General features: G+C 41.3%; 25 protein-coding genes and 4 pseudogenes. 17 read left to right on the forward strand and 12 right to left on the reverse strand.

Annotated features, from left to right (window positions below):
* Positions 1-89: 89 nt before the first annotated feature.
* Positions 90-242 carry a hypothetical protein gene (locus CCS41_RS15795; protein WP_162860119.1) on the reverse strand — a complete coding sequence of 51 codons (153 nt, stop codon included), beginning with the start codon at positions 240-242 and terminating at the stop codon, positions 90-92.
* Positions 239-949, reverse strand: a complete 711-nt coding sequence (locus tag CCS41_RS14300; protein ID WP_119797860.1) for a helix-turn-helix transcriptional regulator — start codon at positions 947-949, stop codon at positions 239-241. Before CCS41_RS14300 ends, CCS41_RS15795 begins: the two co-directional genes overlap by 4 nt.
* Positions 950-1,624: 675 nt before the next feature.
* Between CCS41_RS14300 and CCS41_RS14305 the strand changes: the two genes are divergently transcribed.
* The 5 genes from CCS41_RS14305 (at position 1,625) to CCS41_RS14330 (ending at position 5,480) form a co-directional block, all read left to right on the forward strand.
* Positions 1,625-2,356: a helix-turn-helix transcriptional regulator gene (locus CCS41_RS14305; protein WP_119797861.1), complete on the forward strand. Its 732-nt coding sequence runs from the start codon at positions 1,625-1,627 to the stop codon at positions 2,354-2,356.
* A 391-nt stretch (positions 2,357-2,747) separates the two neighbouring features.
* Complete coding sequence (locus CCS41_RS14310) at positions 2,748-3,380, forward strand: acyl-homoserine-lactone synthase (RefSeq protein ID WP_119797862.1); 633 nt, start codon at positions 2,748-2,750, stop codon at positions 3,378-3,380.
* A 510-nt stretch (positions 3,381-3,890) separates the two neighbouring features.
* On the forward strand, positions 3,891-4,625 hold the full coding sequence (locus CCS41_RS14320; protein ID WP_119797864.1) for a replication initiation protein: 735 nt from the start codon (positions 3,891-3,893) through the stop codon (positions 4,623-4,625).
* Between the two features lie 215 nt (positions 4,626-4,840).
* On the forward strand, positions 4,841-5,023 hold the full coding sequence (locus tag CCS41_RS14325; protein WP_119797865.1) for a type II toxin-antitoxin system HicA family toxin: 183 nt from the start codon (positions 4,841-4,843) through the stop codon (positions 5,021-5,023).
* A gap of 28 nt (positions 5,024-5,051) precedes the next feature.
* A complete protein-coding gene (locus tag CCS41_RS14330) occupies positions 5,052-5,480 on the forward strand; it encodes a type II toxin-antitoxin system HicB family antitoxin (RefSeq protein WP_119797866.1) in 429 nt (142 codons plus the stop codon).
* Between the two features lie 32 nt (positions 5,481-5,512).
* Here the strand turns inward: CCS41_RS14330 and CCS41_RS17440 are convergent.
* Positions 5,513-5,644: pseudogene (locus CCS41_RS17440) on the reverse strand (plasmid partition protein ParG); the annotation flags it as partial.
* A 29-nt stretch (positions 5,645-5,673) separates the two neighbouring features.
* Positions 5,674-5,943: a helix-turn-helix transcriptional regulator gene (locus CCS41_RS14335; RefSeq protein WP_119797867.1), complete on the reverse strand. Its 270-nt coding sequence runs from the start codon at positions 5,941-5,943 to the stop codon at positions 5,674-5,676.
* Between the two features lie 843 nt (positions 5,944-6,786).
* Here CCS41_RS14335 and CCS41_RS14340 point away from each other — a divergent pair.
* The 3 genes from CCS41_RS14340 to CCS41_RS17325 all read left to right on the forward strand — a co-directional run bounded on the left by CCS41_RS14340 (position 6,787) and on the right by CCS41_RS17325 (position 7,989).
* On the forward strand, positions 6,787-7,089 hold the full coding sequence (locus CCS41_RS14340; protein ID WP_119797868.1) for a type II toxin-antitoxin system RelE/ParE family toxin: 303 nt from the start codon (positions 6,787-6,789) through the stop codon (positions 7,087-7,089).
* A gap of 90 nt (positions 7,090-7,179) precedes the next feature.
* On the forward strand, positions 7,180-7,611 hold the full coding sequence (gene tnpA / locus CCS41_RS14345) for an IS200/IS605 family transposase (protein ID WP_119797869.1): 432 nt from the start codon (positions 7,180-7,182) through the stop codon (positions 7,609-7,611).
* 246 nt (positions 7,612-7,857) lie between these two features.
* Positions 7,858-7,989, forward strand: coding sequence for a hypothetical protein (locus CCS41_RS17325; RefSeq protein WP_275887697.1), 132 nt, complete (start codon positions 7,858-7,860; stop codon positions 7,987-7,989).
* A gap of 34 nt (positions 7,990-8,023) precedes the next feature.
* On the opposite strand, the gene CCS41_RS14355 is transcribed toward CCS41_RS17325, so the two are convergent.
* The 6 genes and pseudogenes from CCS41_RS14355 to CCS41_RS14385 all read right to left on the reverse strand — a co-directional run bounded on the left by CCS41_RS14355 (position 8,024) and on the right by CCS41_RS14385 (position 13,759).
* Complete coding sequence (locus CCS41_RS14355) at positions 8,024-8,332, reverse strand: hypothetical protein (protein ID WP_119797870.1); 309 nt, start codon at positions 8,330-8,332, stop codon at positions 8,024-8,026.
* A gap of 66 nt (positions 8,333-8,398) precedes the next feature.
* Entirely contained in the window at positions 8,399-9,046 is a 648-nt protein-coding gene (locus CCS41_RS14360) for a ParA family protein (protein ID WP_119797871.1), read from the reverse strand.
* 247 nt (positions 9,047-9,293) lie between these two features.
* A complete protein-coding gene (locus tag CCS41_RS14365; RefSeq protein WP_119797872.1) occupies positions 9,294-9,809 on the reverse strand; it encodes a GNAT family N-acetyltransferase in 516 nt (171 codons plus the stop codon).
* Entirely contained in the window at positions 9,793-10,122 is a 330-nt protein-coding gene (locus CCS41_RS14370) for a type II toxin-antitoxin system TacA family antitoxin (protein ID WP_240313924.1), read from the reverse strand. Before CCS41_RS14370 ends, CCS41_RS14365 begins: the two co-directional genes overlap by 17 nt.
* Positions 10,123-10,598: 476 nt before the next feature.
* Positions 10,599-10,737 (reverse strand): annotated as a pseudogene (locus CCS41_RS16885) (IS481 family transposase); the annotation flags it as partial.
* A 36-nt stretch (positions 10,738-10,773) separates the two neighbouring features.
* Positions 10,774-13,759, reverse strand: a pseudogene (locus CCS41_RS14385) (Tn3 family transposase).
* A gap of 168 nt (positions 13,760-13,927) precedes the next feature.
* Here CCS41_RS14385 and CCS41_RS14390 point away from each other — a divergent pair.
* Positions 13,928-14,575, forward strand: coding sequence for a recombinase family protein (locus CCS41_RS14390; protein WP_119797432.1), 648 nt, complete (start codon positions 13,928-13,930; stop codon positions 14,573-14,575).
* A gap of 1 nt (position 14,576) precedes the next feature.
* Here CCS41_RS14390 and CCS41_RS14395 read toward each other — a convergent pair whose 3' ends face one another.
* A complete protein-coding gene (locus CCS41_RS14395; protein ID WP_119797874.1) occupies positions 14,577-14,783 on the reverse strand; it encodes a DUF6500 family protein in 207 nt (68 codons plus the stop codon).
* Between the two features lie 127 nt (positions 14,784-14,910).
* Between CCS41_RS14395 and CCS41_RS14400 the strand changes: the two genes are divergently transcribed.
* The 4 genes from CCS41_RS14400 to CCS41_RS14415 all read left to right on the forward strand — a co-directional run bounded on the left by CCS41_RS14400 (position 14,911) and on the right by CCS41_RS14415 (position 20,487).
* On the forward strand, positions 14,911-16,383 hold the full coding sequence (locus CCS41_RS14400; RefSeq protein ID WP_119797875.1) for a membrane-targeted effector domain-containing toxin: 1,473 nt from the start codon (positions 14,911-14,913) through the stop codon (positions 16,381-16,383).
* A 17-nt stretch (positions 16,384-16,400) separates the two neighbouring features.
* Positions 16,401-17,405 (forward strand): hypothetical protein, encoded by a 1,005-nt coding sequence (locus CCS41_RS14405; RefSeq protein ID WP_205411521.1) that lies wholly within the window; start codon positions 16,401-16,403, stop codon positions 17,403-17,405.
* 95 nt (positions 17,406-17,500) lie between these two features.
* Complete coding sequence (locus tag CCS41_RS14410) at positions 17,501-20,161, forward strand: hypothetical protein (protein ID WP_162860121.1); 2,661 nt, start codon at positions 17,501-17,503, stop codon at positions 20,159-20,161.
* Positions 20,158-20,487, forward strand: coding sequence for a hypothetical protein (locus CCS41_RS14415; protein WP_162860122.1), 330 nt, complete (start codon positions 20,158-20,160; stop codon positions 20,485-20,487). The genes CCS41_RS14410 and CCS41_RS14415 overlap by 4 nt, the downstream gene beginning before the upstream one ends.
* Positions 20,488-20,730: 243 nt before the next feature.
* Here CCS41_RS14415 and CCS41_RS14420 read toward each other — a convergent pair whose 3' ends face one another.
* Positions 20,731-21,753 carry an IS630 family transposase gene (locus CCS41_RS14420; protein WP_119797794.1) on the reverse strand — a complete coding sequence of 341 codons (1,023 nt, stop codon included), beginning with the start codon at positions 21,751-21,753 and terminating at the stop codon, positions 20,731-20,733.
* Positions 21,754-21,852: 99 nt separating this feature from the next.
* Between CCS41_RS14420 and CCS41_RS14425 the strand changes: the two are divergent.
* The 4 genes and pseudogenes from CCS41_RS14425 to CCS41_RS14440 all read left to right on the forward strand — a co-directional run bounded on the left by CCS41_RS14425 (position 21,853) and on the right by CCS41_RS14440 (position 24,340).
* Positions 21,853-22,602, forward strand: a pseudogene (locus tag CCS41_RS14425) (transposase family protein).
* Between the two features lie 333 nt (positions 22,603-22,935).
* Positions 22,936-23,565, forward strand: a complete 630-nt coding sequence (gene parA / locus CCS41_RS14430) for a ParA family partition ATPase (protein ID WP_119797879.1) — start codon at positions 22,936-22,938, stop codon at positions 23,563-23,565.
* Complete coding sequence (locus CCS41_RS14435; RefSeq protein ID WP_119797880.1) at positions 23,562-23,795, forward strand: plasmid partition protein ParG; 234 nt, start codon at positions 23,562-23,564, stop codon at positions 23,793-23,795. The genes parA and CCS41_RS14435 overlap by 4 nt, the downstream gene beginning before the upstream one ends.
* Before the next feature lie 185 nt (positions 23,796-23,980).
* The gene (locus CCS41_RS14440) at positions 23,981-24,340 is read left to right on the forward strand and encodes an IS630 transposase-related protein (RefSeq protein WP_240313925.1); all 360 of its coding nucleotides are present in this window, start codon (positions 23,981-23,983) and stop codon (positions 24,338-24,340) included.
* Positions 24,341-24,342: the final 2 nt, after the last annotated feature.

Consider the following 24,342-nt stretch of genomic DNA (forward strand, 5'->3'; position numbering starts at 1 on the left):
GCACCGCGGCAGTTTAACGTTACTGAGGGAAAGAGTATGGGCAACAGAGATCACCTACGTTTGGATTGGACCCATGAAGGCGGGTGCATTTAGGGCAATTTACGCTCAATTTTCTTTTCTTTCTTGAACCAATGTGTTAAACGGTAAAATAATTTTGTCTTTTTATCTTTTTCGGCTTTTTCGGCTATTAATACCTTGTCCCTTAACTCTCGCTTTCTCGCTCTGCTTTGTCTGTTGCTCATAATGACGCTCTCCTACTCTCCATAAACTGTATCCTAGGACGGATAAACTCTTGCGGAATATAGCGATCAAAACCAGTTTTATTGCAGAATTTTTTAAATTCAGGCAACGAATTAACATCCGACTTTCTGTACATGGTTTGCAGATGATTTTCTATCGTTCGGTTAGAACGACTTAATTTTTTCCCTATCTCTTTGGCGCTTAAAGACTGCAATACGTGAAAGACAATTTTAAGCTCAAAAGTTGTAAACAGATCGCTTGGCGGCTCTAATGCTAGTACCGAAGGGGTGAGCTTATCTACATACTGCGGCATAGAAATGAAATCCATTTTTTTTCCATAAAAAACAGTTCCTACACACTCATTTTTTTCATCATACAGGGGAAATTTTTCGTAAAGATAAGGTTCCAGTTTTTGTTCTCGGCCAAAAAAATGTGTTTTAATAAGAGTAACTCTTTGCCCGCTCTTGATTGTTTCTTGATCTTGTTTTTTCAACTCTGAGGCAAATTCTGCCAAGGGTGTGGGAAGTTGCTCATCGCGTTTTCCCTCAATTTTAAATCGGGCAGGGATATTTAAAAATTCACGAAAAGCACGATTAGTATAAATAAACCGCGATTCACAATCTTTTATTCCCCAAATATCATCACTGCGTTCCATAATGGAAACAAGAGGGAACGATTTTAACGAAGCTTTAACTTTAACATTATTCATAAAACAATAAACCCCATTCAAATTTATTCTTATTATGTATTTAAATTCTGTTTTTTCTGATAATTTATGCTAGAAGATTAAATTTTTGATATAAAATTAATGGGTGAGACAGTGCTATTCTAGGTATTAATTTAGCTACGGTATTCATAATAATTCCTTATCTGGTAGACTGGACACAACCCATCCTACAGTTCCATCAATGGGTTGTTACCCACACAAGGAAAAGAAAAGCATTTCTTCTTACTAAGCAAGGCCTGCTCGATGATTACTTTTTCAGCAGCTCAAAAAACATTCTATTATTATACGATTCGCATAAATACAGATCACGCGAAAATTCTGTTAGGGCAATCGACTATGGTAAAACAATGCGACTCCCCTGATCACCAATCAGTTTTCCCTGGTGCTGGTCAATTGGCAATTCGATCCAAAAAGAGATTAGGCTTATTATTATTTTCTTTTATGTGTTAACTGTACATTTTTTTATAAAAAAATGATAGTTAGACTTAGGTATAGTTTGATACTATACCTTTATTTGCAAATGGACATGGTAAAAGTATAACTCTTTGATAAATAAATTTAATTTTTAATATCTCCCTCTAGGGAATGGGTGTATATTTCAATTAATTATCTTTAAATGTTAACAATACCATTATATTTTTACCTTGGAGCCGTTGGATGTCTGTATTATTCCCTAATCATGAAACTATCAATAGTATGATGAAACATTATTTCGATCGAGAACTAAAAGAATATGGCGATCTAAAATACGCCTATATGGTTTTAAACAAGAAAAATCCGGTAGAGGTGATAATAATTTCAAATTACCCTGATAAATGGGTAGAAATCTATAAAGAAAATAATTATCAACATATAGATCCAGTAGTTATCACAGCCTTTAAAAGGATTTCCCCTTTTTCTTGGGATGAGAACATTGCGATTAATTCAAAGAAGCTATCAAAAATTTTCAGTCTCTCTAAAGAGTATAATGTTATCAATGGGTATACATTTGTACTTCATGATCATAGTCATTATTTAGTTATGCTGTCCATAATGATTGATAATTTAACGATCAGTGACACTGAAAAGAAAATTGAAAATAATAAAGATAAATTACAAATGTTACTTATTACGGCTCATGAAAAAATCACTTCCCTTTACAGGGAAATAATTCATAATGACAACCATAAAAACTCGAGTAATAAAGAAATCTTTTCTCAAAGGCAAAAGGAAATTCTATACTGGGCAAGCATGGGTAAAACTTATCAGGAAATTGCCATTATACTGAAGATAAAAACCGGTACAGTCAAGTTTCATATCGGTGGTGTTGTGAAAAAGTTAGGTGTTCTGAATGCAAAGCATGCTATAAGACTCGGTATTGAATTACAACTTATCAAATCTGTTGATTGATTAAGCGCAAAAGATAATTGTTATTTATCTAATATTTATTAATTAATTGAACCTCATTCTATGTACAACTGTTAATAAAAAGATGAAAATAGCGATGTAAATATCAGTACTGATAATAATGGCAATAAACCTGAGTTCGGGATAAAAAATTGGTAACTTTTTGTTTTTAAATTCATTTAATGAAGATGTCTATTTAGTGAGCACGAAGAAATAAGTATCTGAAACTTAAAAAGACAATTTTTGTCGCTTCTTCTGGCCATGGTTCACGGATATCGTAGAAATTTCAATTAGTTAGACTTGAGCTTATCCCGCATTAGCTTAATAAGCTTGATGGTTTAAAGATTTTTTATTTACGAAATTAACAAAAATAAAAATTTTTAGTGGGTGGAAAATGTTATATTTTTTTAATGTTCACTACAGCATATTGTCCGATAAAAAATCAAAAGAATTATTTAGTCTTAGAAAAGATACATTCAAGGATCGCCTAAATTGGGCGGTAAATTGTCATTGCAATATGGAATTCGATGAGTATGATAACCATAATACTAGTTATCTCTTAGGTGTTCATGATAACTCCATTATTTGCAGCTCTCGGTTTATAGAAATGAAACATCCGAACATGATCACAGGGACGTTCTTTTCCTATTTTAATCAAATAAATATCCCAGAAGGTAACTATATTGAATCGAGCCGGTTCTTTGTTGATAAAGCAAGAGCAAAAAGTACAAATTGTAATAGATACCCGATTAGTTTGATGTTGTTCCTAGCAATGATTAACTATTCGAAAGAATATTGCTACGATGGTATATTTACTATTGTAAGCGCCCCCATGATAAAGATATTAAGACGTTCTGGTTGGCGTATTTCAATAGCTGAACAAGGACTGTCAGAAAAAAAGGAAAAGATTTACTTAGTGCATTTACCGATCGATGATGAAAACAGGGACATATTGATTAGTCGCATAAATGAAAATAATTCAATTACAAACAAAGAATTAAATAAATGGCCATTATCTTTTAACTAACTGATATTAAACATCTTTAAGATGTTTAAGTTTAATCAGGAGTTGCTAAGCAAAAGGGTTTGAAGAGTAATGGAATGAAAAACCCCATTCAGAGATCAATTCAAATTGCCAAAATAAATGTAGTCAAATCACATCGCAATTTTTTTCTGGCTACTCGTATTACGATTAGCCCAATCAAGTTTTTGCACTCTAATTTTTCCTCTGGGTCATCGATAATGGTAGGGACAAATGCCGCCGCAGGTCCTTGAAGTTGTGGAAAAACTGCAAGCGACAGAATTGTGGAATCTGGCGTGTTTAATGTTTAAGGTGGGGGCAATAAAAATCCTTTTATTTGAGTAACTTTCTGTTTTTAAAAATTAATTTAATTTTTTTTGCCCGTTTTTCTAGTAAAAAAACAAAAGGTCTTTTTATTGATTTATTTCAAGACCTTTGTATAATGAAAAGAATGAAAATGACGAACAAAGAAAATAAGGTTATAAATTTCATGGATCTAGTTTCTGTAGAAAAAAAATTGTTGTACAGTCAAACTCGATTGTTGATGGTGTTTATAAAATTACTTTAGATGAAGCAAGGCTAATAAACCTTGCAATATCAAAAATAAAGAAAAATGATTCCCTAGGGAGCCCTGTCAGAATCACTCATTCTGAATTTTCTAACACCTGGGGAATTAGAGATAATAACTTAAAAAGAAGATTGTCAGATATAGGTGATGAGTTAATTCAACGAACAATAGATACAATATCTACTGATAAATATACGGGTAGAAAAATAAAAACACGGAGGACATGGATATCTAAGATAGAATATAATATGGATGACATAGAACAATATATAGAAATAACATTTTCTCCAGATATTGAAAAATTCATTTATCAATTAAAAAACAATTTCACTATGTTTGAAATAGAAAACGTTTCTAATTTTACGTCTCCATATTCTTTTAGAGTTTATGCTTGGATTTATAAATATATAAATTTTTCTTCAAATATAAAAGATGGATTGCATTTTACAGATCAAATAACAATTGATGATTTTAAAGAAATGATTGGCATATCAAATAGTTATGAAAAATACAAATATCTTAAAAGCGGAGTTATAGAAAAAACAATAAAGGAAATTAATAAATATTCAGATTTATCCGTGATTTTAGAAGAGTTTAGAATTGGCCGTTCGGTAAAACAGATAAGATTCGTTTTTGTTAAAGAAAAAGCCACAATATTAAAATCCCTATCTATCAAGATATAACAGACCACTCCACGTCGCCGACCTTAGGAGGCAGCCTTGAAAAATGGGATCAATCAGGATGAAGAAAAACGGCGATTTGGCTTAGGTTTTGGAGTCGTTAGGTGATGAAATTGTGTTCTATTCTCTCATTATTTAATACTATTTTTGTTTTTTATTAATACTAATATGTTGTTTTTATATTCATGTATGTTAATCTTGTTTGCAAGGAAATTTCGATGAAATATAGTGAATTCCGTCGCTGGTTGATTTCTCAGGGTGTTTTGATTGAAAAGGCCAGGGGAGGAGGGAGTCACCGTAAGGTGTCGGTAAATGGCAAATCATATGTTTTTCCAGACCATGGTTCTAAAGAAATGCCTGAACCGTTGAGAAAGAAAATAATCAAGGATTTGGGTCTTTAATCCCTATATTTTTCCATAGAGAGGTTCTATGTTTAACTATCCAATCAGGCTAGAATATGATAAGGAAACAGCGGTTTATGTGGCTAGCTGCCGTGATCTTCCCTTGTTTAATTCGGTCGGTGACTCCGTTGATGAAGCTCTTCTCGAATCTGTAGATGGGTTGATTACAGCTATTTCTATTGAAATTGACGAACGTCGGCCTATATCCAATGCATCCGCCGTGGAAGATGGAGAATACGTGTTAAGTTTACCCATTCTGGTCACAATGAAAGCGGCTTTACATAATGCGATGATCGAGACGGGGACCCGCAAGGCAGATCTTGCTCGTCGACTAGGGCAAAAGGGACCGCAGATTGACCGACTTTTGGATGTAGAGCACTCATCAAAAGTTGAAACGGTAGAGTTGGCGCTGCACCAGCTAGATAGAAAGTTAGATATTGCCGTTCACGTCGTATAATAGATACTATGTGAGAATCATTAAAAGCGTAATTACGATTTAACGTATTTACTGATAAGTAACTCTCTTACTTCATCGGCAATTTTTGTACCACGCATGGCACATTAAGCTTTGATCGCACGATGTAGGCTTTCTGTGACATCAATAGTAAGCCGCTTTTGTTTTTTGTTTTTGTGATAAGGCGCTACCGTTTTTATTCGCGCTGTTTACACTTCTGTAATGCGAAAAGTACAAGGCGCACATGGAACACCGTGAACAAACTATTCAGCGAATACGGCTCAAATTTAGTTTTTGCATCAGCCAGTGTTTGTTTTACTACCTTGTATGACACGGTACGCAACAGAGCGATTTCTTGTTGGGACACACCCAAAGCAAAAAGCATTGCCGTTTCAAATTGGACCGGAGTTAATTCAGGAAACACTTCCCGTAATTCAGGAAATTGGGTAGGATCGAAAGTAGCCATTGCAGCCTCCTAAGAAGGTTGTGGTGGTTAGCTGACAGGAGTGGTTCCAACCCGCCCCTGTTAGCGCTATTTAATCAATGTTGTACGTCACCGTCATTGATTGAGATATTTTCAGGTCATAAGCTTCATTCGTTGAGTTACAATGCGATATAAGGTTTTGTCTTAGCTGTTTGTGTTAATTACTTTTCATCAACAGCTTTCTTCGTCGGTAAAATGTATTACCACGTGAAATAACATTGAAATGAACATTGATGAAATAAAGTTTTGGCAGTCATGATGAACTCCAGCCGGTAGTAATCTCAAATTACTCACCACCAAGAGGCGCAACGCTCTATGATAGGCGGTGAACTGAACAGGGTTTGCACTACCGAGATTACCATCCGGCGAGCCTTATGGCTCCCCCATCCAGCCCACCATTGATTTGATGTATGGATGTTACGTAACAAAAAACACGCTCGCGGCGTGTCTCTGTCGCGGTAATCTTGGCAGGGTGCAAAACCCGGCTCTTGAATTTGCAAGTGCAAGGTCGATATAGCCCACGGTTAATACTTTCGTCAATATGATAAATTAAAACTATGGGCCAAAGAAAGAAGGGCTTCACTACGACGCAACTTGTATTTGATACTCTATAAAATATTTATAATACATTGAAATTATTGGTATTTTAATATAAAACAATCATACTCACGAGGGTTGCTGATTATTGATTTCGTTTCTCAAACTGCAGTGGTTCTGCCAGTGAAAAACTACCCAGAAAGTGATACTCAAATCTATTCTCAATAACTACTTTAAACTAAACTTCATTGCTTTGCAGATATATATAAAATTTTATATAATCACTACATGACTGATACCAAGCCTATTGAGTTTTTAGATAATTCTCTGGATGACCTGCGTGATTTTCCCCTGACGGCAAGGCGTGAAGCAAGCTATCAACTCCATCAAGTGCAAATTGGCGAGGAACCAGACGACTGGAAACCAATGAGCACCATAGGTCAAGGTGTGAAGGAAATTCGAATTCGTGACATATTTGGTGCATTTCGAATAATTTATGTAGCAAAATTCTCTGATGCAATTTATGTACTTCACTGTTTTCAGAAAAAGACACAAAAAACCAGCAAGAAAGATGTGAATAAAATTAGGTAATCCCCGGCTTTGCCGGGGGACTCCGTAAGGTTTGACCGTGTGGTGCGGTCACCCGAATCTTCTATCTCGACCAAGAGATAGGAAATTCAAATGAAAGATTACCAGAGTCTTAGCCATACGAAATGGGATTGTAAGTATCACATTGTTTTTATCCCGAAAGGCCGTAAAAAAACAATATTTGGTGAAATTAGAAAGCATCTCGGTGAGATGTTTCACGAGTTAGCAAGTCAGAAGGAATGCAAAATTATTGAAGGACATTTGATGATTGATCATATCCATATTTGCATAAGTATTCCGCCGAAATATTCAGTGTCATATGTAATGGGTTATCTAAAAGGAAAAAGTGCAATCTCAATCGCACGACGGTTTATGGGTAAAGTCCGGAATTATAGTGGTGAGAATTTTTGGGCTAGAGGTTACTTTGTATCTACAGTGGGTTTGAACGAAGAGCTGATACGAGCTTACATTCGATACCAAGAAAAACAAGACAATCATTATGAACAATTGAAGCTTAGGATGTAATGACCGCCTTCAGGCGGTTCAAGGTTTGTTGGCCTCTTCTAAGAGCTAATAATTAAAGCCCCCGGCTTTGCCGGGGGATGTTTACTTCCGGCAATCAAATTGAACCGCAGTCCAAATCGTTTTCGTCTATTTCGATATTTATCTGCAATAATTTTAAAACGTTTCAACATTCCGATGACATTCTCATTCAGAACTCGCTGACGTGATAGCGCTCTATTTGCTTTTTTATGCTCTCGTATTACTCCTATGGTAGTTAAAGTTCCAGCCCCTGATGGCGATGGTTTTACTGAAAAAGAGGTTTACTCTCGTGAATGGGTCGCTCATCACTCTGCGCCTGAACAAGATCAGCTACAGGATGATGAATATGACAGGGAATAATTTTACTCATAACAGTATATATTAATATATACTGTTATTTTGTTGGTGGTCGTCCTGTTCTAGGAGACTTAATTTGAGTTTTATAAATAAGGGTATTTCGTTCGTCTCTACTTTGCGCTTCCAGTGCTGAAAGTCCCGCACGTATAATATCAGTACGTGACGCTCCGGTTTCCTTGCTGAAAGAATCAAGTAGCTCATTTTCCTCCTGTACCAGGCCAAAAAGGAAACGCTTGATTATAGTGCCTGATACGGGCGGTTTATTAGCTTCACCTATATAGGCAAAGGTGCTCTTTTCGTTGGAAATGTGCTTCAATTTCTCGCTTTTTGAGGGTAACTGAACCATTTTTTAAACTTCCTTAAGCTGTTTTACAAACAATATATATCAATATATATTGTTTGTAAAACAAAGTTACATTATTCCTATTTCGATCATTAATCGTTCCAGTTCACTTTTTGCCTTGCTATCACTCCCTTCATGAATTCCTTTTCCTTCGCTGAAAGTGCGACGGTGAGTACTGCGTTCATAGATATGTTGTTTAGCTGCTGGGAGCCAATCAGGATCGTTGTTCAACATCTGATATATGCTGTTGGTATCCTTGTCACAAGAATGGGTAGAGCAACGATTGAGCACGATAAAAACATGTAATTTCGGGTTGTAAGCGGCTTGCCCTTGTTTAACTGTTACTGTCAATTCTTCCAGGGAATCTATTTCGACCTGTGAAGAGGGGCACAGTGGCGACAACAAAACATCTGCAAAAGTCATTGCCTGACGAAATTCCTTACTGTCATGTCCAGCACTATCAATCAGCACATAGTCATGTGTACTATGTAACCGGATAGTCGCTTTTTTTATGTCCGTATAGTTTTCCATATAGGTGATTTCTGGAATAAGTCCGGCGTTACAGCGCCGGGCGTGCCACTTTTTTAAGCCGCGTAGCTTGTCTGTTTCCAGAATAGCAACACGTTTGCTGAAGTGTTTAGATAGAGCAACAGCTATGCTGGCAAGTAAAGTTGATTTACCCACCCCTCCTTTATGGCTTCCAAAAAGAATATTCATAAGGATCCTTCAAATAATAACATATATCGATATATACTCTTATTTGCGCTAAGATCAACCCCCATCAGAAACAATTTTTTCAAGGGTCGATTTGTCCTTACCACTGAAAAGAACAACCGATAGTGGATGCTCTCTAACGTGCCTTCAGCTTGTTGAATCCCTGTTTTTGTCTGAACAAGTTCAGCCGACAGCAGTGATTTCCGTTTCTTTTGATGAAAATAATGAGTTGCACTTTCCTATCGATTGCTCACAGCAAGGTATTAGCAACCTCTATACAGGTTTTAATAGGCAGCCACATTTCAATGCATGAAGGATCGCCTTGCTCTGCGGGTAAAAAATCATACTGTTGATAAAAAGGAATAACCTCAGGTGTCATAGGATCAACAAAGAGTCCTATAGCTGATATTTGTTGCGCAACCAACACTGTTCGATAGATAGCATCAACCAATAGCATTTCGCCTAATTTTTTCCCCTGATGAGAACGATCAACAGCAAGACGAGCCAGTTTTACGGCATTCAGGGGATGAGGATATTTTTTATACTCTTTATGGGTGGGCGGAGTTGTGACTGAATACCCGGTTAACGTGTAATAACCGATGATAGTGGTGGCGGCTGTATCTGAGCAAGCCACGTAAGTTTTTGATATATTTTTTACGGTTTTCTGCCGTGCTTGTTGTTGTAGAAACTGATTTAATTCATTGATACGGCAATCAAATACTTTTCGATTATGTTGGTGGGTGATTGCTTCAATGGTTATGGGCATTCATTGTATCCTTGTAGCCCTGTGCTGCTTTAAGAAGCTTCTTGCTTGCTTTTGGAGAATTTTCCAGTACAGCAAACAATGCATCTGCACCGGTCATCGAAAGGTGAAGCGTTTCAGTTCGTTCAATCACATTGCGAGCTTTATCCATTGCAGACTCAATAAGGAATTGTGAAAGGGTAGCACCGGAGTAATCGGCTGCCCTTTGTATGATCTTTTGTATTTCTGTGGAGGTTCGTGCAACTAAACGGGTTTCTTTACGTTCTGCATGGGCGGCCATAATTTCATCTTCGCCTTCAATGTAAGTAAATTTCAATCAGTTGTCACTATGACATACAAAATAGATCTATGTCAACATGTATGCCATTGCGGCATACAAAATACCGATGTGTGCTATTTTTAACCCATCATAAAGTATACTATTTGATTATTTTGTAAATGATCTATCAAAAGTGCTATCATAACTACTTCATCAAAACATTTAAAAGAGATTTGATAGGTTAGGTAAGCGCTCGGGGATGATCAGTCTTAACGAATGTACAATATTGTCCGTTTCCCAAACAGAGCACTAAATCAAAGTGCCTCCGAAAAGGCACGATGGTGAAAACAAGTGGCTTAGATTTCAATTGTTGGACTAGATCAGTTTTGCATTGTTGGTAACAACAGGTAAAGAACTATGCTCATGGTGCTCAGATCCAGTGTTATTCCAGATCGTCAGCAAAACTTGTGTAAAAGATGGTGTGTAGTAGCTCAAACTTAACCTGACAGACACAAGCTAAGCCATCGAATTTGTCAGAGTAGTCTGACTGTCCGATGGTTCAAATAAATTATCGAGTTGTTTTTCTTTTACTAACTCTTTTGATGCAATCCAAGTTTCCCAGGGGGTTTTGCCATAACAATACCAGCCTGAATGAGGTCGCTCTCTGTTGTAGAAGGGCTCCGTTTGGGAAACGGAAAATATTGTACGTTAAGATGATTTTTTGTACTGACTGACATCAACTGGCCGCAGAGGTCGATACTTGCCTGCTGCCAGCTTTTTATTGTTTCGCCAGTATAGTCTCCCGTCAGATTAATATGCTCCCAGCCCAGCGGTGACAGGTGTGCCAGCAATTGCTCGTTGAGCTAAACACCTTTTCGTTTCAGCAGATTAATGGCATTTTCTATATATACCGTATTCCACAACGTGATCGCGGCCGTAATCAACGTCAGTCCGCTGGCGCGGTAACTCTGGTTTTCCAGACCACGATCCCTTATTTCGCCAAGACGATGCATGAAGACTGCTCTGGCAAGCGCATTCCTGGCTTCTCCCTTGTTCAGTCCGGACTGAACCCTGCGGCGCAATGCAGGATCGCGGAACCAGTCCAGCATAAACAGTGTCCGCTCAATGCGCCCAATTTCCCTCAAAGCTTTGGCAAGCCCATTCTGCTTAGGATAACTGGCCAGTTTTTTCAACATTAACGAAGCGGTGACCGTTCCCTGTTTTATTGAGGTGGCCAGCCTCAGTATCTCGTGCCAGTGAGTTTTTATCTCTTTAATGTTCAGTGATGTTGTGGAAATGATTGATTGTAGCGCAGGGTATTTTTCCGCCTTTCCCTGAATGAACAGTCGCTTGTCATGAAGATCCCGGATCCTTGGCGCAAAAGCGAACCCCAGCAGATGCATCAGTGCGAAAACATGCTCCGTGAAACCCGCCGTGTCAGTGTAATGCTCAGTAATTTCGAGATCACTTTCGTGATAGAGCAGGCCATCAAGTACGTGGGTGGAGTCACGCACGCGGCTGATCACTTTGGTGTAAAACGGGCTGTACTGGTCAGAAATATGTGTATAAAACTGTACGCCTGGCTCCTGGCCGTACTTCAGGTTGACCTGTCCCGCGTAGCGGCCATGACTGCCTACCCGAAAATTCTGGCCGTCAGAAGATGAGGTTGAGCCATCCCCCCATAATGCCGCAAGTGGACGTGCTTTCTGGGCATTAACCAGTTCGGCCAGCGCAGCAGAATAGGTTTCATCGCGGATATACCATGCCTGCATATTTTCAAGCGAAGAACGTGTGGTCCCCGGGCAGGATTCGGCCATTTTTGTGAGTCCCAGATTAATGCCGTCCGCCAGGATTGTGGTGAGAAGAAGGCGATTATCTTCCGGGTGGGTAAGAGGGTTCTTCAGATGCGTAAAATGGCGCGTGAAAGCTGTCCATCGCTCAACTTCATCCAGTATTTCTGTAATTTTTGGATGCGGTAACATGCTGTAAATCAGATCGGCAAGCGGTGATATTGTTGCGGGAACACAGTTATCCAGCGGCGTAATCTTTACGCCTTTATCAGAGATCTCAACATCAGGCAGATCGCCCGTAACAGCCATAGCGTTAACCTCCTCTAAGCAAGATGCCAGCAGCAGCATCCTGGACTTGAGATAAGCCCCACAGTCTGTTTCAAAAGGTATGCTTAACGGGTTATGATTTAATAACTTTTCAAAATCGTGAGTCGGAATAAGATAATCATCAAAGTTTTTGTAACGACGGGAGCCTCTGACCCAGATATCACCAGCCCGTAAAGCCCCTTTGAGTTCATTCATCGCACAGATTTCGTAATATTGGCGGTCAATACCAGTGGGGGTGATCACCATCTTTTTCCAGCTCTCAGGGATAAAATCTAGTGGCGCTGATGGGGAACCTTCCGTAGCTGCTTTCGATACATTTCACGAATAGTATCGAGGGCATCACTGAGTGGTAAGGCTGCCGCAGTGGCTCTCAGTTGCAGGGCGGATAACAACCGGGGAGAATATTTGCGCAACGTACTGAATTTTTCGGTAATGAGATGAAGTGGTTCGAAATTATCTTTCCGGGCAAGGAGCCTGGTCTCCTCCAGGCTGGCGGCAAAATCCTCCCACGATAATACATGTTCAATTGCAGACAGAGGATCTTCGCCTGCGTCACGTGCATCCAGAATAGCCTGACCGACAGAAACATACTGGCGTAATTTCTGCTGTATCAGTTTCCCAGTTTTCTGAAGGCGTTCGGCCTGTTGCCGTTTTGCTCGACTGAACATACTGCCCAGAATACGTTCATGCAGTTCTATAATTTCATCAATGATTGTTGCTTTGGCCTCCGTCAGCACACAAACCATCGTCGCATATCGACGTAATGAGGAAAAATCAGCTAAATCGCGGCTGCTCATTTTGCGCCCTTCCCGTGCCAGTTTCAGCAGCCGGTTCTGGTGAACATTCCTCTCAACGCCATCCGGTAGCGCCAGAGCGTCAATGGCGTTAAGGCGATCTATATGTTGCAGCACATTCTTACCGTTGATTTTCCCCGGAGGCTGCAGCAACCATGTCAGACGGGAAATTTGTTTTTCGGTGGTAACCAGTAGCGTATCAAGTGCTGATTTTTGCTGTGGGGTAAGCTGCGCATTCAGCGTGGTATAAACGGCTTTATCACCCAGCGTCATCGCTTCTGCACAGGTGCGTTCCACAACATCAATGCCAGGAACAATAATTCGCCGCTGATGCAAATGTCTCAACAGCGCTTCAGCAAGGAGTATGCCCCGATCCGTCATGGTTGCCTGAGGAAGCAGGTGCTGAATGCATTCTTTCTGGATCTGGCCATTAAAGGCGGTCAGTTTCAGATAACGATAAATTTCACTCAGGTGTTCACGCCGGGTGGTGGCGCGACCTGAAATATATTCCTGCCAGAATTCTGCTGAAAGTTTGAGGCGGGAGGTGATTATTTTCAACAGCGCTGCGGATGGTGACGATTTTTTGTCCGGAATAAATCCGATATTCTTCAGATAACAAAGAAGGACGGCGAAGCCAAATTGACTGGCAGGTTTTCGGTGTGCATTAACAAGCGCTAAATCCTGTTCGCTGAAATAAGCCATTCGGTTCAGTGTTAACTCATCTTCAGGCAACGCCAGTAATGATTCTCTTTCGGCCTGCGAAAGAATTTGTCTCCTTGGCATAGCGTTTCCTTTATAAATTATTTTAGCGCGGTTATTTTCATGTAAATGTTTATCGCATAAGGGTACACCCTGACACCATAACCAAAACGTGACGTCACACACTTAATGAAATAACCTCTATGCGATAGAATAAGTGCAATAACCTAAATGCGATAATGCGGTGAAAAAATGTTCATCAGAGCTTATTTGAGAGCATCGACGGAAGAGCAGTATGCCGATCGGGCAAAAGAGATGCTGGAGCAGTTCGTTCAGGAGCGGGGTCATAAAATCGCCAGCTACTATCGGGAGAACGTCAGCGGTACAAAACTCGACAGGCCGGAGCTGGGACGATTACTGATGGACAGTCACCACAATGATATTTTACTGGTCGAGCAGATAGACCGTCTGACTCGCCTGAGCAACAGCGACTGGATGACACTGAAAAAACAGATTGAGCAGCACGAGTTGCGGATTGTCAGCCTGGATGTTCCCACCTCATGGCATGCGCTATCAGATAAGGAATCCTCGCAGAACGACCCCATCACCCGTGCTGTTATTACCGCCATCAATAATATGTTGATCGACCTGATGGCTGCGATGTCACACAAGGACTGGCTGAGCCGTCGGCAGCGTCAGAAGCAAGGAATTGAGCGGGCACATACACTGGGTAAATATCGGGGCAAGCAAGCTGACGGCGAACGACATCAGAAAGTAATGTACTACCGGCAGGTAAAAAAATTGAGCATCCGTGAAACGACAGAAGCTACAGGCTACAGTGCTTCCCAGGTTTGTCGCATCCAGGCACTATACCGGCAGAATAAATCAGAAGTTGATTAAGTCATACAAGAGATATGATTTTTCTGGCTTTTTCAAAGTGATCTAGTTTCATCTCCATGATCCACCAATGGGCTACTTCCATGAGTAATTCCGGATCATCATTTTTGTTGGCAAAAAAAGCATAAAATGACACGCCAACATTATCCCCTTTAGCTGCAATCTTGGCTTCGCATACTTTCACTATCTTTTCCCGAATGCTGGCTCTCATTACCTTATCCTGATGATTAACTAGGATTCTCATATTACCACTGCATGAAAAAGGTAAAAATATAGTCTTAACGTACAATATTTTCCGTTGCCCAAACGGAGCCCCTGGAGCGGTCTATTAAAAATAGGTGTATCAGCAGACACGTCGAACCGTTACCGCAGTGACTGATGCTGATTATTTTATGTGGGAGAAGGGTATATTAGTCAAAGGTGATAAGAGCCCGCTCTACGGCCATATAATGGGTCAATTGTTGAATTATGCCATCGATATTACAGATGACTTACTGATTAACAAGTTATTGAATGAAAATAATATCCATCTCAAACAGACTGATCATGAAGGAAAAGACAATCCTTTGGTGAGGGCACTCGATAAAAACCTAAGCTGGATGATAATACCCAAGTTATTATCGAAACATAATTGGCAGGCTTATCAACCATCAGATAAATACAACTTGCTCTACTATCCTATTAAAAACAAAAATTTGACAACACTACAGTTGTTACTGAATGCAGGCGCGGATCCGAACCAATATTTAAAAACGGATCGCTCGGTTTTACAACAGGCAGTTTTATCAGGAGAGCCCGGTTGGGTAGAAATACTGCTAGAGTATGACGCCAAAGATAACACTGGCGACGCATTAAAGGCAGCCATACGTCAGGGTAATGTCGAAATGGTAGCGCAACTATCAGCGATAGCACGCCCAATAGACCATTTAATTTCACTTTACCCGTCACTCCTCTCATTAGCCCGTTCTCTGCCTACGTCAAGTTCAGAAAGAATAATCGACATCCTAAAGTTCCAGATAAACGAAAAACAATTAAAACAGCCGCTGTTTGATCAGATAATGTCAGTAGCTGCAATGAAAGAGATGGCTTATATCCCCTTCAAACCTGTTGGCAGGTTGTATCAAGCCATCCTTAATTCTCTCGACAGATTACACCGCACATCCGGTAGTGAAAAAATCACCACCGCCTTTAAATTGAAAATCCAAATAGCCCATTATAAAGAAACTAATCCTCGGAAGGATAGGCGTCAAGAGGCCTTTCTAATACTTGATGAGGAGATTAATACTGCATTATTTACTCCGGAAACAACAACGTCGAGTATAAAAATCATCATCGATTTTGCCAAAAATGACCTCCCCTTTGTGATTGACCTGTATCAATGGGTATCTAGCCATTCTATGCAAGCCTCAATAAATTTTTTGATCGATAAGCTGAAGAAACAACCAAATCCTGCTGCACATTTTAATGAAATTAAAAACATTTACAGTGGCGCCACTTATCTTACCTATCCATTAACGATCGATCAGTGGGATAGCAAGTACAGTGGAGCAGCACGAAATGAACTGAATCGGCAATTTAGTGAAAATCCGGCACCAATTAGTGTCGCACTAAGGCAGGAAGGGCAAGGACTACTATTTGGCTATAGAGATGATACTCATTACCAGAAAAGCCTGGAATGTATTCAACTGTACATGCCAAGCCTCAAAAAAAAGGGTGTCACGACAATTTGTCTGCCGCTTAATAAAGCGGAAGAACAATCAATAACTTCATACATGAAGCCGCCAGGGGGACGAGGGATATCAGCACGTTAATTAACCTTAATACCGCGTTGAAACACCTATGCATTGAGGCCTCTCTGCGTGATATGAAAATTATTGCGCTGATGCCAGAAGACCCTCCAGACAACACACTTCAACGCGTGCTGTCAGACCAATCAATCGTGACAAAGCTAAACGATCTGTCAGCCCAATTGCCAAGCGATGAAAAATTTATCGCTTTGTATTCACACCCTCGTTTGCTCTCACAAAAACTAAAAAACGGCTTCTTACCCGGTATCGCCCTGCGCCTGGGGCTACCGGCTTTGGAAGTTTCAAGGTATCGATTGTCTCTGCTGGACGACCTTCCGTACCGTAGTCAAAACCAGGCGCAGCCGTGGGCCAAGACTCGAACCCACTTACGTGGGCCGGCTGATCAACCTCATTTCGGGCCACAAAGTGTATCCTCATTCCATTCAGTCGAAGAAACCCGACCCCGGTATGCTTACGAAATTGCGGTGATCAATCCGCATGATACCAATGCGCTCTGGGCGGCGGGTAAATGGTTAAAAGAAGATCTCGAGCGTCGTTATCTTATCGGTATGGATGGCGAGCATTTCAACCTCTATTCACCCAATGGCCATCCGGCGGATGTGCCGCAAGAGGCTTTACAAGCGTTTAGAACAGCCCTTACATCGATCCCGAACAAAAGCATCCGCTTGCTATTTGTCGGTGAAAAATTGCGGCTTCCACCCACTACAGAGTTCTCAGCTGCTACAGCCCAATGGAATGGTCAATCATTGGACGGAATCAGGGAGAGGATAAGTGATTTTATTAATAAAAATTTAACTGGCCTACGTGTGGAAAATATCCAGGTTGTATTGGGTCAAATTATCGTAATCACTGATCTTGATGCAAACAACCAGCCCCTCCCTGTACGCACTGAAGTGACGGTTGATTATCTCGCCCCATTACGCTCTGCTGCCAGCAATATGCATGTTGAACCACTGCTTCAGCAGTATCACACAATAATACCAACCGGACTGCGCGGGGTAATGCCGAATACAGTGACGCAATAGAGCCAATTCAGCTTGTTGCGCAACGGAGGCTTCCGCCTCATTCACCCGAGGTGATCACGTCAGCGGATAAAAAGTTAATCGTAAAGGTAGCGAAGGTGCAGAGAAAATTCCCACTACAGGAGCTCACTCGCCAGGTAACCGCAGCCATTGAACAGCTGACTCATCAGCTAAATAATAATGTAGCAAAAACCCGCTATCGGTTTAAAAAATTTGCTACCACAGTGGAAGGTGAGACGGAGCTCGTTTTTGTCCCCATCGTTAAAGTCAGGCAGGCAGGACAGCAAAGTCAGGAAAAAGCGCCGCGAGAAAAACGTCTCACCAGTGATAACGATGTTTTCATTAATATGTGCAATCAAATGAAACAACTCGAGCCCGAAATAGCGCATATCGATGGCGTGTCCACCCTGAATCTTGCCTTTCTGCTGATGCACCTTTTGGCACGGCAACATGAATATGATGAATCAGCGTGGAAAAAATTTGTCGGTATCGCCAATTTGACGCAAATCCTGCATGGAATCGGACAAGATATGGGCCGGCTTGCTAATACCGTCAAAATATTAAACGGCGCAGGAGCCAAAGCAGAGGGGATGTTAGGCAAACTCATGGGAGGCTCGGCTTACACCCATTCAGGTAGTGTTGTCAATATGGCGGTTGATGTCATCAATCTTATTGATACCATCGAAGATTTGAAACAGATGCCGGCAGGCCCACAAAAAGATTTCGCCGTCACTCGAATGCTGTTAGCCAGTACGCAATTAACCATGGATGGCACAGTTGCTGTATTAGGTTTGGTGGCCAGCTTCTCTCCCGTTGTCGCAAACGGCATGCTCATCGCGGGGCCGCTCACGGTTCCTTTCGCGGGCGTGATGATCGGTGCCAACTCTCTAGTGACGGCGGTAGCCTATAATAACGCCCATTATCAGGTTGAATTAGACCAAATTATTGCGCCTTTCCGTCATCCGGTGTCTAAAACTGCACTCAGGCCAATGGAAATCCTACAACCTGATGGTGAAAATCCGCAGGTGATGTATTTTGTACCTTACGTCCCGATAAAAAAAATTATCATTAACGGGGAGAAGGTCTCGGTTCAGGTGGCAGATATAGGGATACCTCAGTTTAAGAATAACGCTTCACGTGAACATACTTCAGACTATAGCCATTCTCTGAGTGCTTATTCTGCTTTCGGTTTTGATGTGACAACCCCCTGTGAGCAATCTGTTCAGCTTCAACCTGCCAGCCTGGTGGTATTACCCGCAGCCTTGAACGGGCATTATAACTTTATGCATGATGTCGGTGCTTATGGACGTTTGGACGGAAAAGAGATATTCAACCGGTTTCATCAACATCATGATACGCTTTTCCCTTTCACCATCGGAGGAGTGAATGCACCTAACCACGTTCGCTTTCACCCCCGTCCAACACAGCTCGTCATAGGACTAGATGCCGGGGTGCGTTACATCACTTTTCAAAATATACAACAGGTTAATAAAATACCGGGACAGGACCATTACGGCCTTAGAGCGGGTCAGTTGCCTACACCGATAACAGATGCAAAGCATGCACATTATTTAACTTACCAATTTCAAGGTGCGGGCGGGACGACCTTTATTGACCTCCCTGATGATGGGCGTCAGGTTGTCATTAAACCAAGTAGTGACGCGCTAGAACGACTCAGCGAAAGCTGGGTATTGGATATCACACCTGATATCGCCATCAGCGGGCGCGAAGCACGCATTGCTTTACAACAGGCACACATCGAGCGGTTAGCGTTGCATCATAGCGGTGAGGAATGGGCGCTGACCCTGGCCAATAGCACTGTGAAAATTACCCGCCCTACCCCGGAAAACATCAGGCTTCAGCTGCGCCCAATAGAGTTACCTGGCGTGACATTTAATCTCACACTTGCCAGTAATGCGCTTGCCAACCCTAAATTTCATCTTTCCTTGGCGGTGGAAAGTATCGCCACCTTATCTGGCGACACTCTCAGTAACATGAAACCTATTATGCAGCGCTATTTCAGTGATAGCACCCGATTTTTCCCTAACCAACAAATACGCCTGGATATTCAATTAAAACAGGGAGATATCGCCACGGGATTACTCGATTTACCCTCACAGCATTGGCAAGTCATACATAACGATGGCAGTAATGCAGCACACCCACAGCTTTATACCAGTGAGGGACTGCAGGCCGCCTTGCTCGCCGGTCCTGATGCATGGGTAAGGAATGTGGCTCATATCGAATATGATCACCGACAGCAACAGTGCTATGTGACAGGTATCGCAAAACCAAGAGACAATCCTCAAAGCACCCTTTCCTACCGCTATTATCCTCATTTGCCGAAAAAAAAGCGCTATCAGCAGATAGAGATAGAATACATCGATGAAGAAAACGGCAGGGAAGCACAATTATTAGAACAGCTACTGGATGAAATACACGAGCAATCATCTCAAGAGGTTATCCCCATCCATCTTCCCGCTACAGGCTTACACGCAGAGTATACCTGGAACTCCGATCGAAAATTTTTCAAAAAAATGGTATGGGAGCAGAATGAATACCAATTTATTGTTGAGCGCAACGACAGTGTGACCTCATCGATACTCACTGTTATTGCACTGCCTTCCCTTACCCCAAAGCCGTTTACTATCAGCAGCCCAGGCGCTGATTTTTTATCAAAATACAGGAATGCACTATCTTCTTTAACCCTTGTCGTTCAGGATAATACCCCAAAGTGGATTTATTGGATTTTCCCTTGATCCCCATTAAGGTATTTGCTCGGCTGGAGACAAAAATAGTTGGTGCACCATTGGGAACCACCCTGTTTTTACATGCCAGCGGGTTGCCACAAGTTACCTTCAAGCTCACCGCCCAGCAGCGAGTACCAGAGGAAACAGCCTTAAAATGGGGTGTGTCATTGTACGCCGAAAATCAGGAAGCAGTGCAAGGCGCGAACAGAGCAAAAATAGTGCATATATTACAAAACCACAAAAATAACTCTTTGTCATGGGACATAGGCTTATCCATCCCATTATCTATAGGCGATAATCCCGATGGGCAGGCAGACATGTCTGCCTGCCTTTAATGACGCTGTTTTTCAAGCTAGATACCGTCTTATATCTTGATCATTAGCTCTATCAACATAATGATCCCCGATTGATCATCGGGATACAGCCAGTGAGTTCCAGCGACAACTTGAGATTTAAAACTCGTAATCTAGATTGAGCCCTGGTTGTATGTTGCCTTATCGCCTTTAAGATCGAACGGTATCTTGTGCTTCGAGCACGTATTTATAAGGGAGCTCATGGCGATATATACCCAAGTGAAATCAAGATGCAGGATTTAGCGCCTGGAAATTATCGTTTAAGCGAGATACCAGAGAACTTGCCATTTGTGGTAGCTTCACTTCAAAGAAGTTTAAGATATCGTTCTTAAAACTCTGTTTAGATGGGTAATATCTATTGTTTCGTGTTTGCTCATTCATCACCTTCCACAATCGCTCTATCGGGTTTAGATTCGGGCTATACGGCGGAAGGTAATGAAGCTGGATATTCAACGTAAGCGCGGCGTCTTGCACAAGCTGTGAACGGTGATAGCCTGCACCCTCGAGGATCACATGTGCCGTTGTCGTGATGGGATAATGCGCGCGAATGGCAGACAGGAAGTGAACCACATTTTCGCTGTTAATCGTCTCATCATCACGGATTATGGGGTTAGCCACATTCTGGATGTTCAAGGCTCCCATGATATTCAACCGCGTTCTGCTCCCGGTGGTCTCTATCGTTTTATCCTGGCCTTTTCGTATCCAGCCGTAGCTTATTTTGGCGGCTTGTGTCGGATGAACGGCATCAATAAACAGTATGGGGTCATTACCCGCGGCGTCTTTCAATTCGCTGTAGGTCTTTATAAATTGCGGCTGTTTCTCAACGGCAAATTTATGCGGAACACCTTTCGGCTTTTTATAGCTAAAGCCATGCTGCTTCAACCCTTTATACAGACCTGATACGGTAAAGGTGATGTTCCAGCGTCCAGCGATATACGCCACAATTTGGTGATTGTGGTGGTAGAGCTGCTGGGTGAGATGTTCAACCAGCGACGTGGTCTGTTCCGCATTGAGATAGCCATCGGAGCCGCCATTTTCAGGCTTGAGCTTGTTGAGTTTATGATAGTCTGTAAGGTGGCGCCGCACCGTGGTTTCATTAATGAGCTGTGAGTGAGCAATCATAGGGGGAGTCCAGCCGTCTGCGGACAACAAAACACACCGGATCCTGTCACAGACACGGCGGTCATGGCTTTGACGATGTTGGGCTTCGAGGGTAATTTTCTGGTCAGCAGTCAGCTCTATTTTCATGGCTATGAGCATGATCCTTATCGACTTCAAAATCAAGCATCTTCATTGATCACGGGTATATAGGAATTTTGGTAAAAATCTCCTGAACAAGGAGCCCCCATGAAATATGAAGGACTAAAGGTACTGGAAAAAGAAAAATTTCGGCGCTTAACCGGAATGAAACGTAGTACATTTGAAAAGATGATAAAGATATTGAATGAAGCAGATAAGTGTAAGTAAGGGAAAGGAGGTCGGAAACCGAAGCCGTGTTTAGAAGATCGGTGATTAATGGCCCTTGAGTATCTACGAGAATATCGCACTTATTTTCCTGTCAGCCAACGCGATGGCGTGAGTGAGAGCACATGCTATGAAACGATTAAATGGATAGAGAATACGCTAATAAAGCATCCTGATTTTGCCCTACCTGGACGCAAAGCTTTATTAAAAAATGATAGGGAGTATGAGCTCGTTCTTATTGATGCCACAGAAACGCCGATTGAACGTCCAAAAAAAAAGCAGTCATCTGTACAACCATTTACTAATGGGAGGCGTCATGATTTTAGGTTGTTCAAGGAGTCTGGTGTGCGAATCCATCCTGAAATCAAAACAGTGACAGATACAGGTTACCAAGGGCTTGGCAAGATTCATTCAAACTCGGCGTTGCCTAAGAAAAAGACAAAGAAAAATCCCTTAACAAAAGAAGATAAACGCAACAATGGTAAGTTATCAAGCCTGCGTGTATTAAACGAAAATGTCATTGGTATGATTAAACGATTTAAAATTGTATCAGATCGTTATAGAAACAGGCGAAAACGATTTGGATTAGGATTTAATCTGATTGCAGCAATTCATAACATGGAAATTAGATAAATGAAAGTTTCCGAAGAGGTCTAATGATTTTTTGATCAAAAAATAAACCTGACAATCCAGATGACATCTACTTTAAAAATCTAGTGGCTGTTGATGTTTGATCATAATTAATCAATTAAAAAAAGTCGTTCCATTACCACATTATCATGGAAGTTATCCCTGCGATTCATACCCTGTGTCATCCTGTAGTGCCACAGATGCTGAAGGAATGCCCTGCTACCTTAACACGGCAGTAGGACATAATCGTAAAATCGTATAAATACATAAGAGTAAAAGTATTTTATCGTATATACTGAATTCTGTATTTCTTCCATATGCGCTAGGAGTTGCCAAGTGATAATATCTGTTCTGAATCAAAAAGGAGGCGTGGGAAAAACAACACTGAGTGTCAATATTTCAGCAAGTCTTACACGTATGGAGAGTCGTGTGCTGCTTATTGATGCTGATCCTCAAGGTAGTTCACTAAATTGGGCGGCGGCAAGAGAAGGTGAACCATTATTTACTGTCATTGGGTTGCCTAGAAAAACGATTCATAAGGAAGTAGCAGAAATTAGCAAAGGCTTTGACTACGTTATTATTGATGGCCCGCCTCGGGTAACTGATCTAGCTCGTTCTGCTATTATGGCTGCCGATCTTGTACTAATTCCTGTACAACCAAGCCCCTATGATGTATGGGCGGCTGAGGAAGTAGTCACCCTTATAAATGAAGCGCGGATTTATAAAGAAAAACTGAAATCTGCATTTGTGGTTAATCGTAAAATCGCAAATACAGCCATTGGGCGTGATGTCGGTGAGGCATTGTCAGAATATAATACTCCTGTATTACGAGGCTGTGTCACTCAGCGGGTAATCTTTGCTGAAGCAGCGGCGAAAGGCTGCGCTGTTTATGAGATTGATCCTCAAGGGCCTGCTGCAAAAGAAATCGATAATTTGGTTAATGAAATTAAGGAGTTCATCCAATGACTGGAAAAAAAATTTCTTTTGGGATCCGCCCTTCAACTAAAGTTTTACCAGAGAAATCGGACGAGTGGGTTAAAAGCAGGGAATTACCCGAAAAAGAGAAAATGAAGCGGCTTACTATTGATGTCACAGAAAGCCTACATCGTGCGATCAAAGCTGAATGTGCCATGCGTGGTACAAAAATTGCTGATGAAGTAAGAGAGTTACTTGTCAGTAAATACGTTAAATCGTAATTACGCTTTTAAGGATTATCACATAGTATCTATTATATAGTAGGGGCCTTATAAATTGATATATAATATGGAAATGATTTATCCCTGCACAATATCAAGATAACTTATCCCTTAAAATTCCGCCAACATGTGTTGACTATTAAAGAGCAAGAAAAGCTCACCTATGCCGAAACAGCCACCCGTTTTTGTGTGGGGACAGCGAGCCTAATGCGCTGGGCTGGGCTAAACGTATCGACCCTTGCCTAACTCGTGATAAACCGGCGACCAAAATAAATCGCGCCGCGTTGCTCCTTGATGTGGAAACCTATCCTGAGGCGTCTCAATACGAACGAGCTCAGCGTATGGGGGGCAGTGCTCGAGGGATCTGCGATGCGTTAAAACGCGCTGGGTTTAGCTATAAAAAAACATTTTATCATCCCAAAATCGACGTCCAAGCTCGAAAAAAAGAGATGATGCAAGCGTCGAAAAATACACTGAACTTAAGTTTTCATCTTGAAAACTTTGTAGGTATGAGTTATAGTCTTTTCAAGATGAAAACAAAATGACT

It is taken from the genome of Candidatus Fukatsuia symbiotica (assembly GCF_003122425.1).
In the GTDB taxonomy this organism is placed as follows: domain Bacteria; phylum Pseudomonadota; class Gammaproteobacteria; order Enterobacterales; family Enterobacteriaceae; genus Fukatsuia; species Fukatsuia symbiotica.

Bases quoted from the DNA above. Each gene is read 5' to 3' on its own strand.
- CCS41_RS15795 (WP_162860119.1), bottom strand. From the start codon at position 242: ATGAGCAACAGACAAAGCAGAGCGAGAAAGCGAGAGTTAAGGGACAAG.
- CCS41_RS14300 (WP_119797860.1), bottom strand. From the start codon at position 949: ATGAATAATGTTAAAGTTAAAGCTTCGTTAAAATCGTTCCCTCTTGTT.
- CCS41_RS14305 (WP_119797861.1), top strand. From the start codon at position 1,625: ATGTCTGTATTATTCCCTAATCATGAAACTATCAATAGTATGATGAAA.
- CCS41_RS14310 (WP_119797862.1), top strand. From the start codon at position 2,748: ATGTTATATTTTTTTAATGTTCACTACAGCATATTGTCCGATAAAAAA.
- CCS41_RS14325 (WP_119797865.1), top strand. From the start codon at position 4,841: ATGAAATATAGTGAATTCCGTCGCTGGTTGATTTCTCAGGGTGTTTTG.
- CCS41_RS14330 (WP_119797866.1), top strand. From the start codon at position 5,052: ATGTTTAACTATCCAATCAGGCTAGAATATGATAAGGAAACAGCGGTT.
- CCS41_RS14335 (WP_119797867.1), bottom strand. From the start codon at position 5,943: ATGGCTACTTTCGATCCTACCCAATTTCCTGAATTACGGGAAGTGTTT.
- CCS41_RS14340 (WP_119797868.1), top strand. From the start codon at position 6,787: ATGACTGATACCAAGCCTATTGAGTTTTTAGATAATTCTCTGGATGAC.
- tnpA (WP_119797869.1), top strand. From the start codon at position 7,180: ATGAAAGATTACCAGAGTCTTAGCCATACGAAATGGGATTGTAAGTAT.
- CCS41_RS17325 (WP_275887697.1), top strand. From the start codon at position 7,858: ATGGTAGTTAAAGTTCCAGCCCCTGATGGCGATGGTTTTACTGAAAAA.
- CCS41_RS14355 (WP_119797870.1), bottom strand. From the start codon at position 8,332: ATGGTTCAGTTACCCTCAAAAAGCGAGAAATTGAAGCACATTTCCAAC.
- CCS41_RS14360 (WP_119797871.1), bottom strand. From the start codon at position 9,046: ATGAATATTCTTTTTGGAAGCCATAAAGGAGGGGTGGGTAAATCAACT.
- CCS41_RS14365 (WP_119797872.1), bottom strand. From the start codon at position 9,809: ATGCCCATAACCATTGAAGCAATCACCCACCAACATAATCGAAAAGTA.
- CCS41_RS14390 (WP_119797432.1), top strand. From the start codon at position 13,928: ATGTTCATCAGAGCTTATTTGAGAGCATCGACGGAAGAGCAGTATGCC.
- CCS41_RS14395 (WP_119797874.1), bottom strand. From the start codon at position 14,783: ATGAGAGCCAGCATTCGGGAAAAGATAGTGAAAGTATGCGAAGCCAAG.
- CCS41_RS14420 (WP_119797794.1), bottom strand. From the start codon at position 21,753: ATGAAAATAGAGCTGACTGCTGACCAGAAAATTACCCTCGAAGCCCAA.
- CCS41_RS14435 (WP_119797880.1), top strand. From the start codon at position 23,562: ATGACTGGAAAAAAAATTTCTTTTGGGATCCGCCCTTCAACTAAAGTT.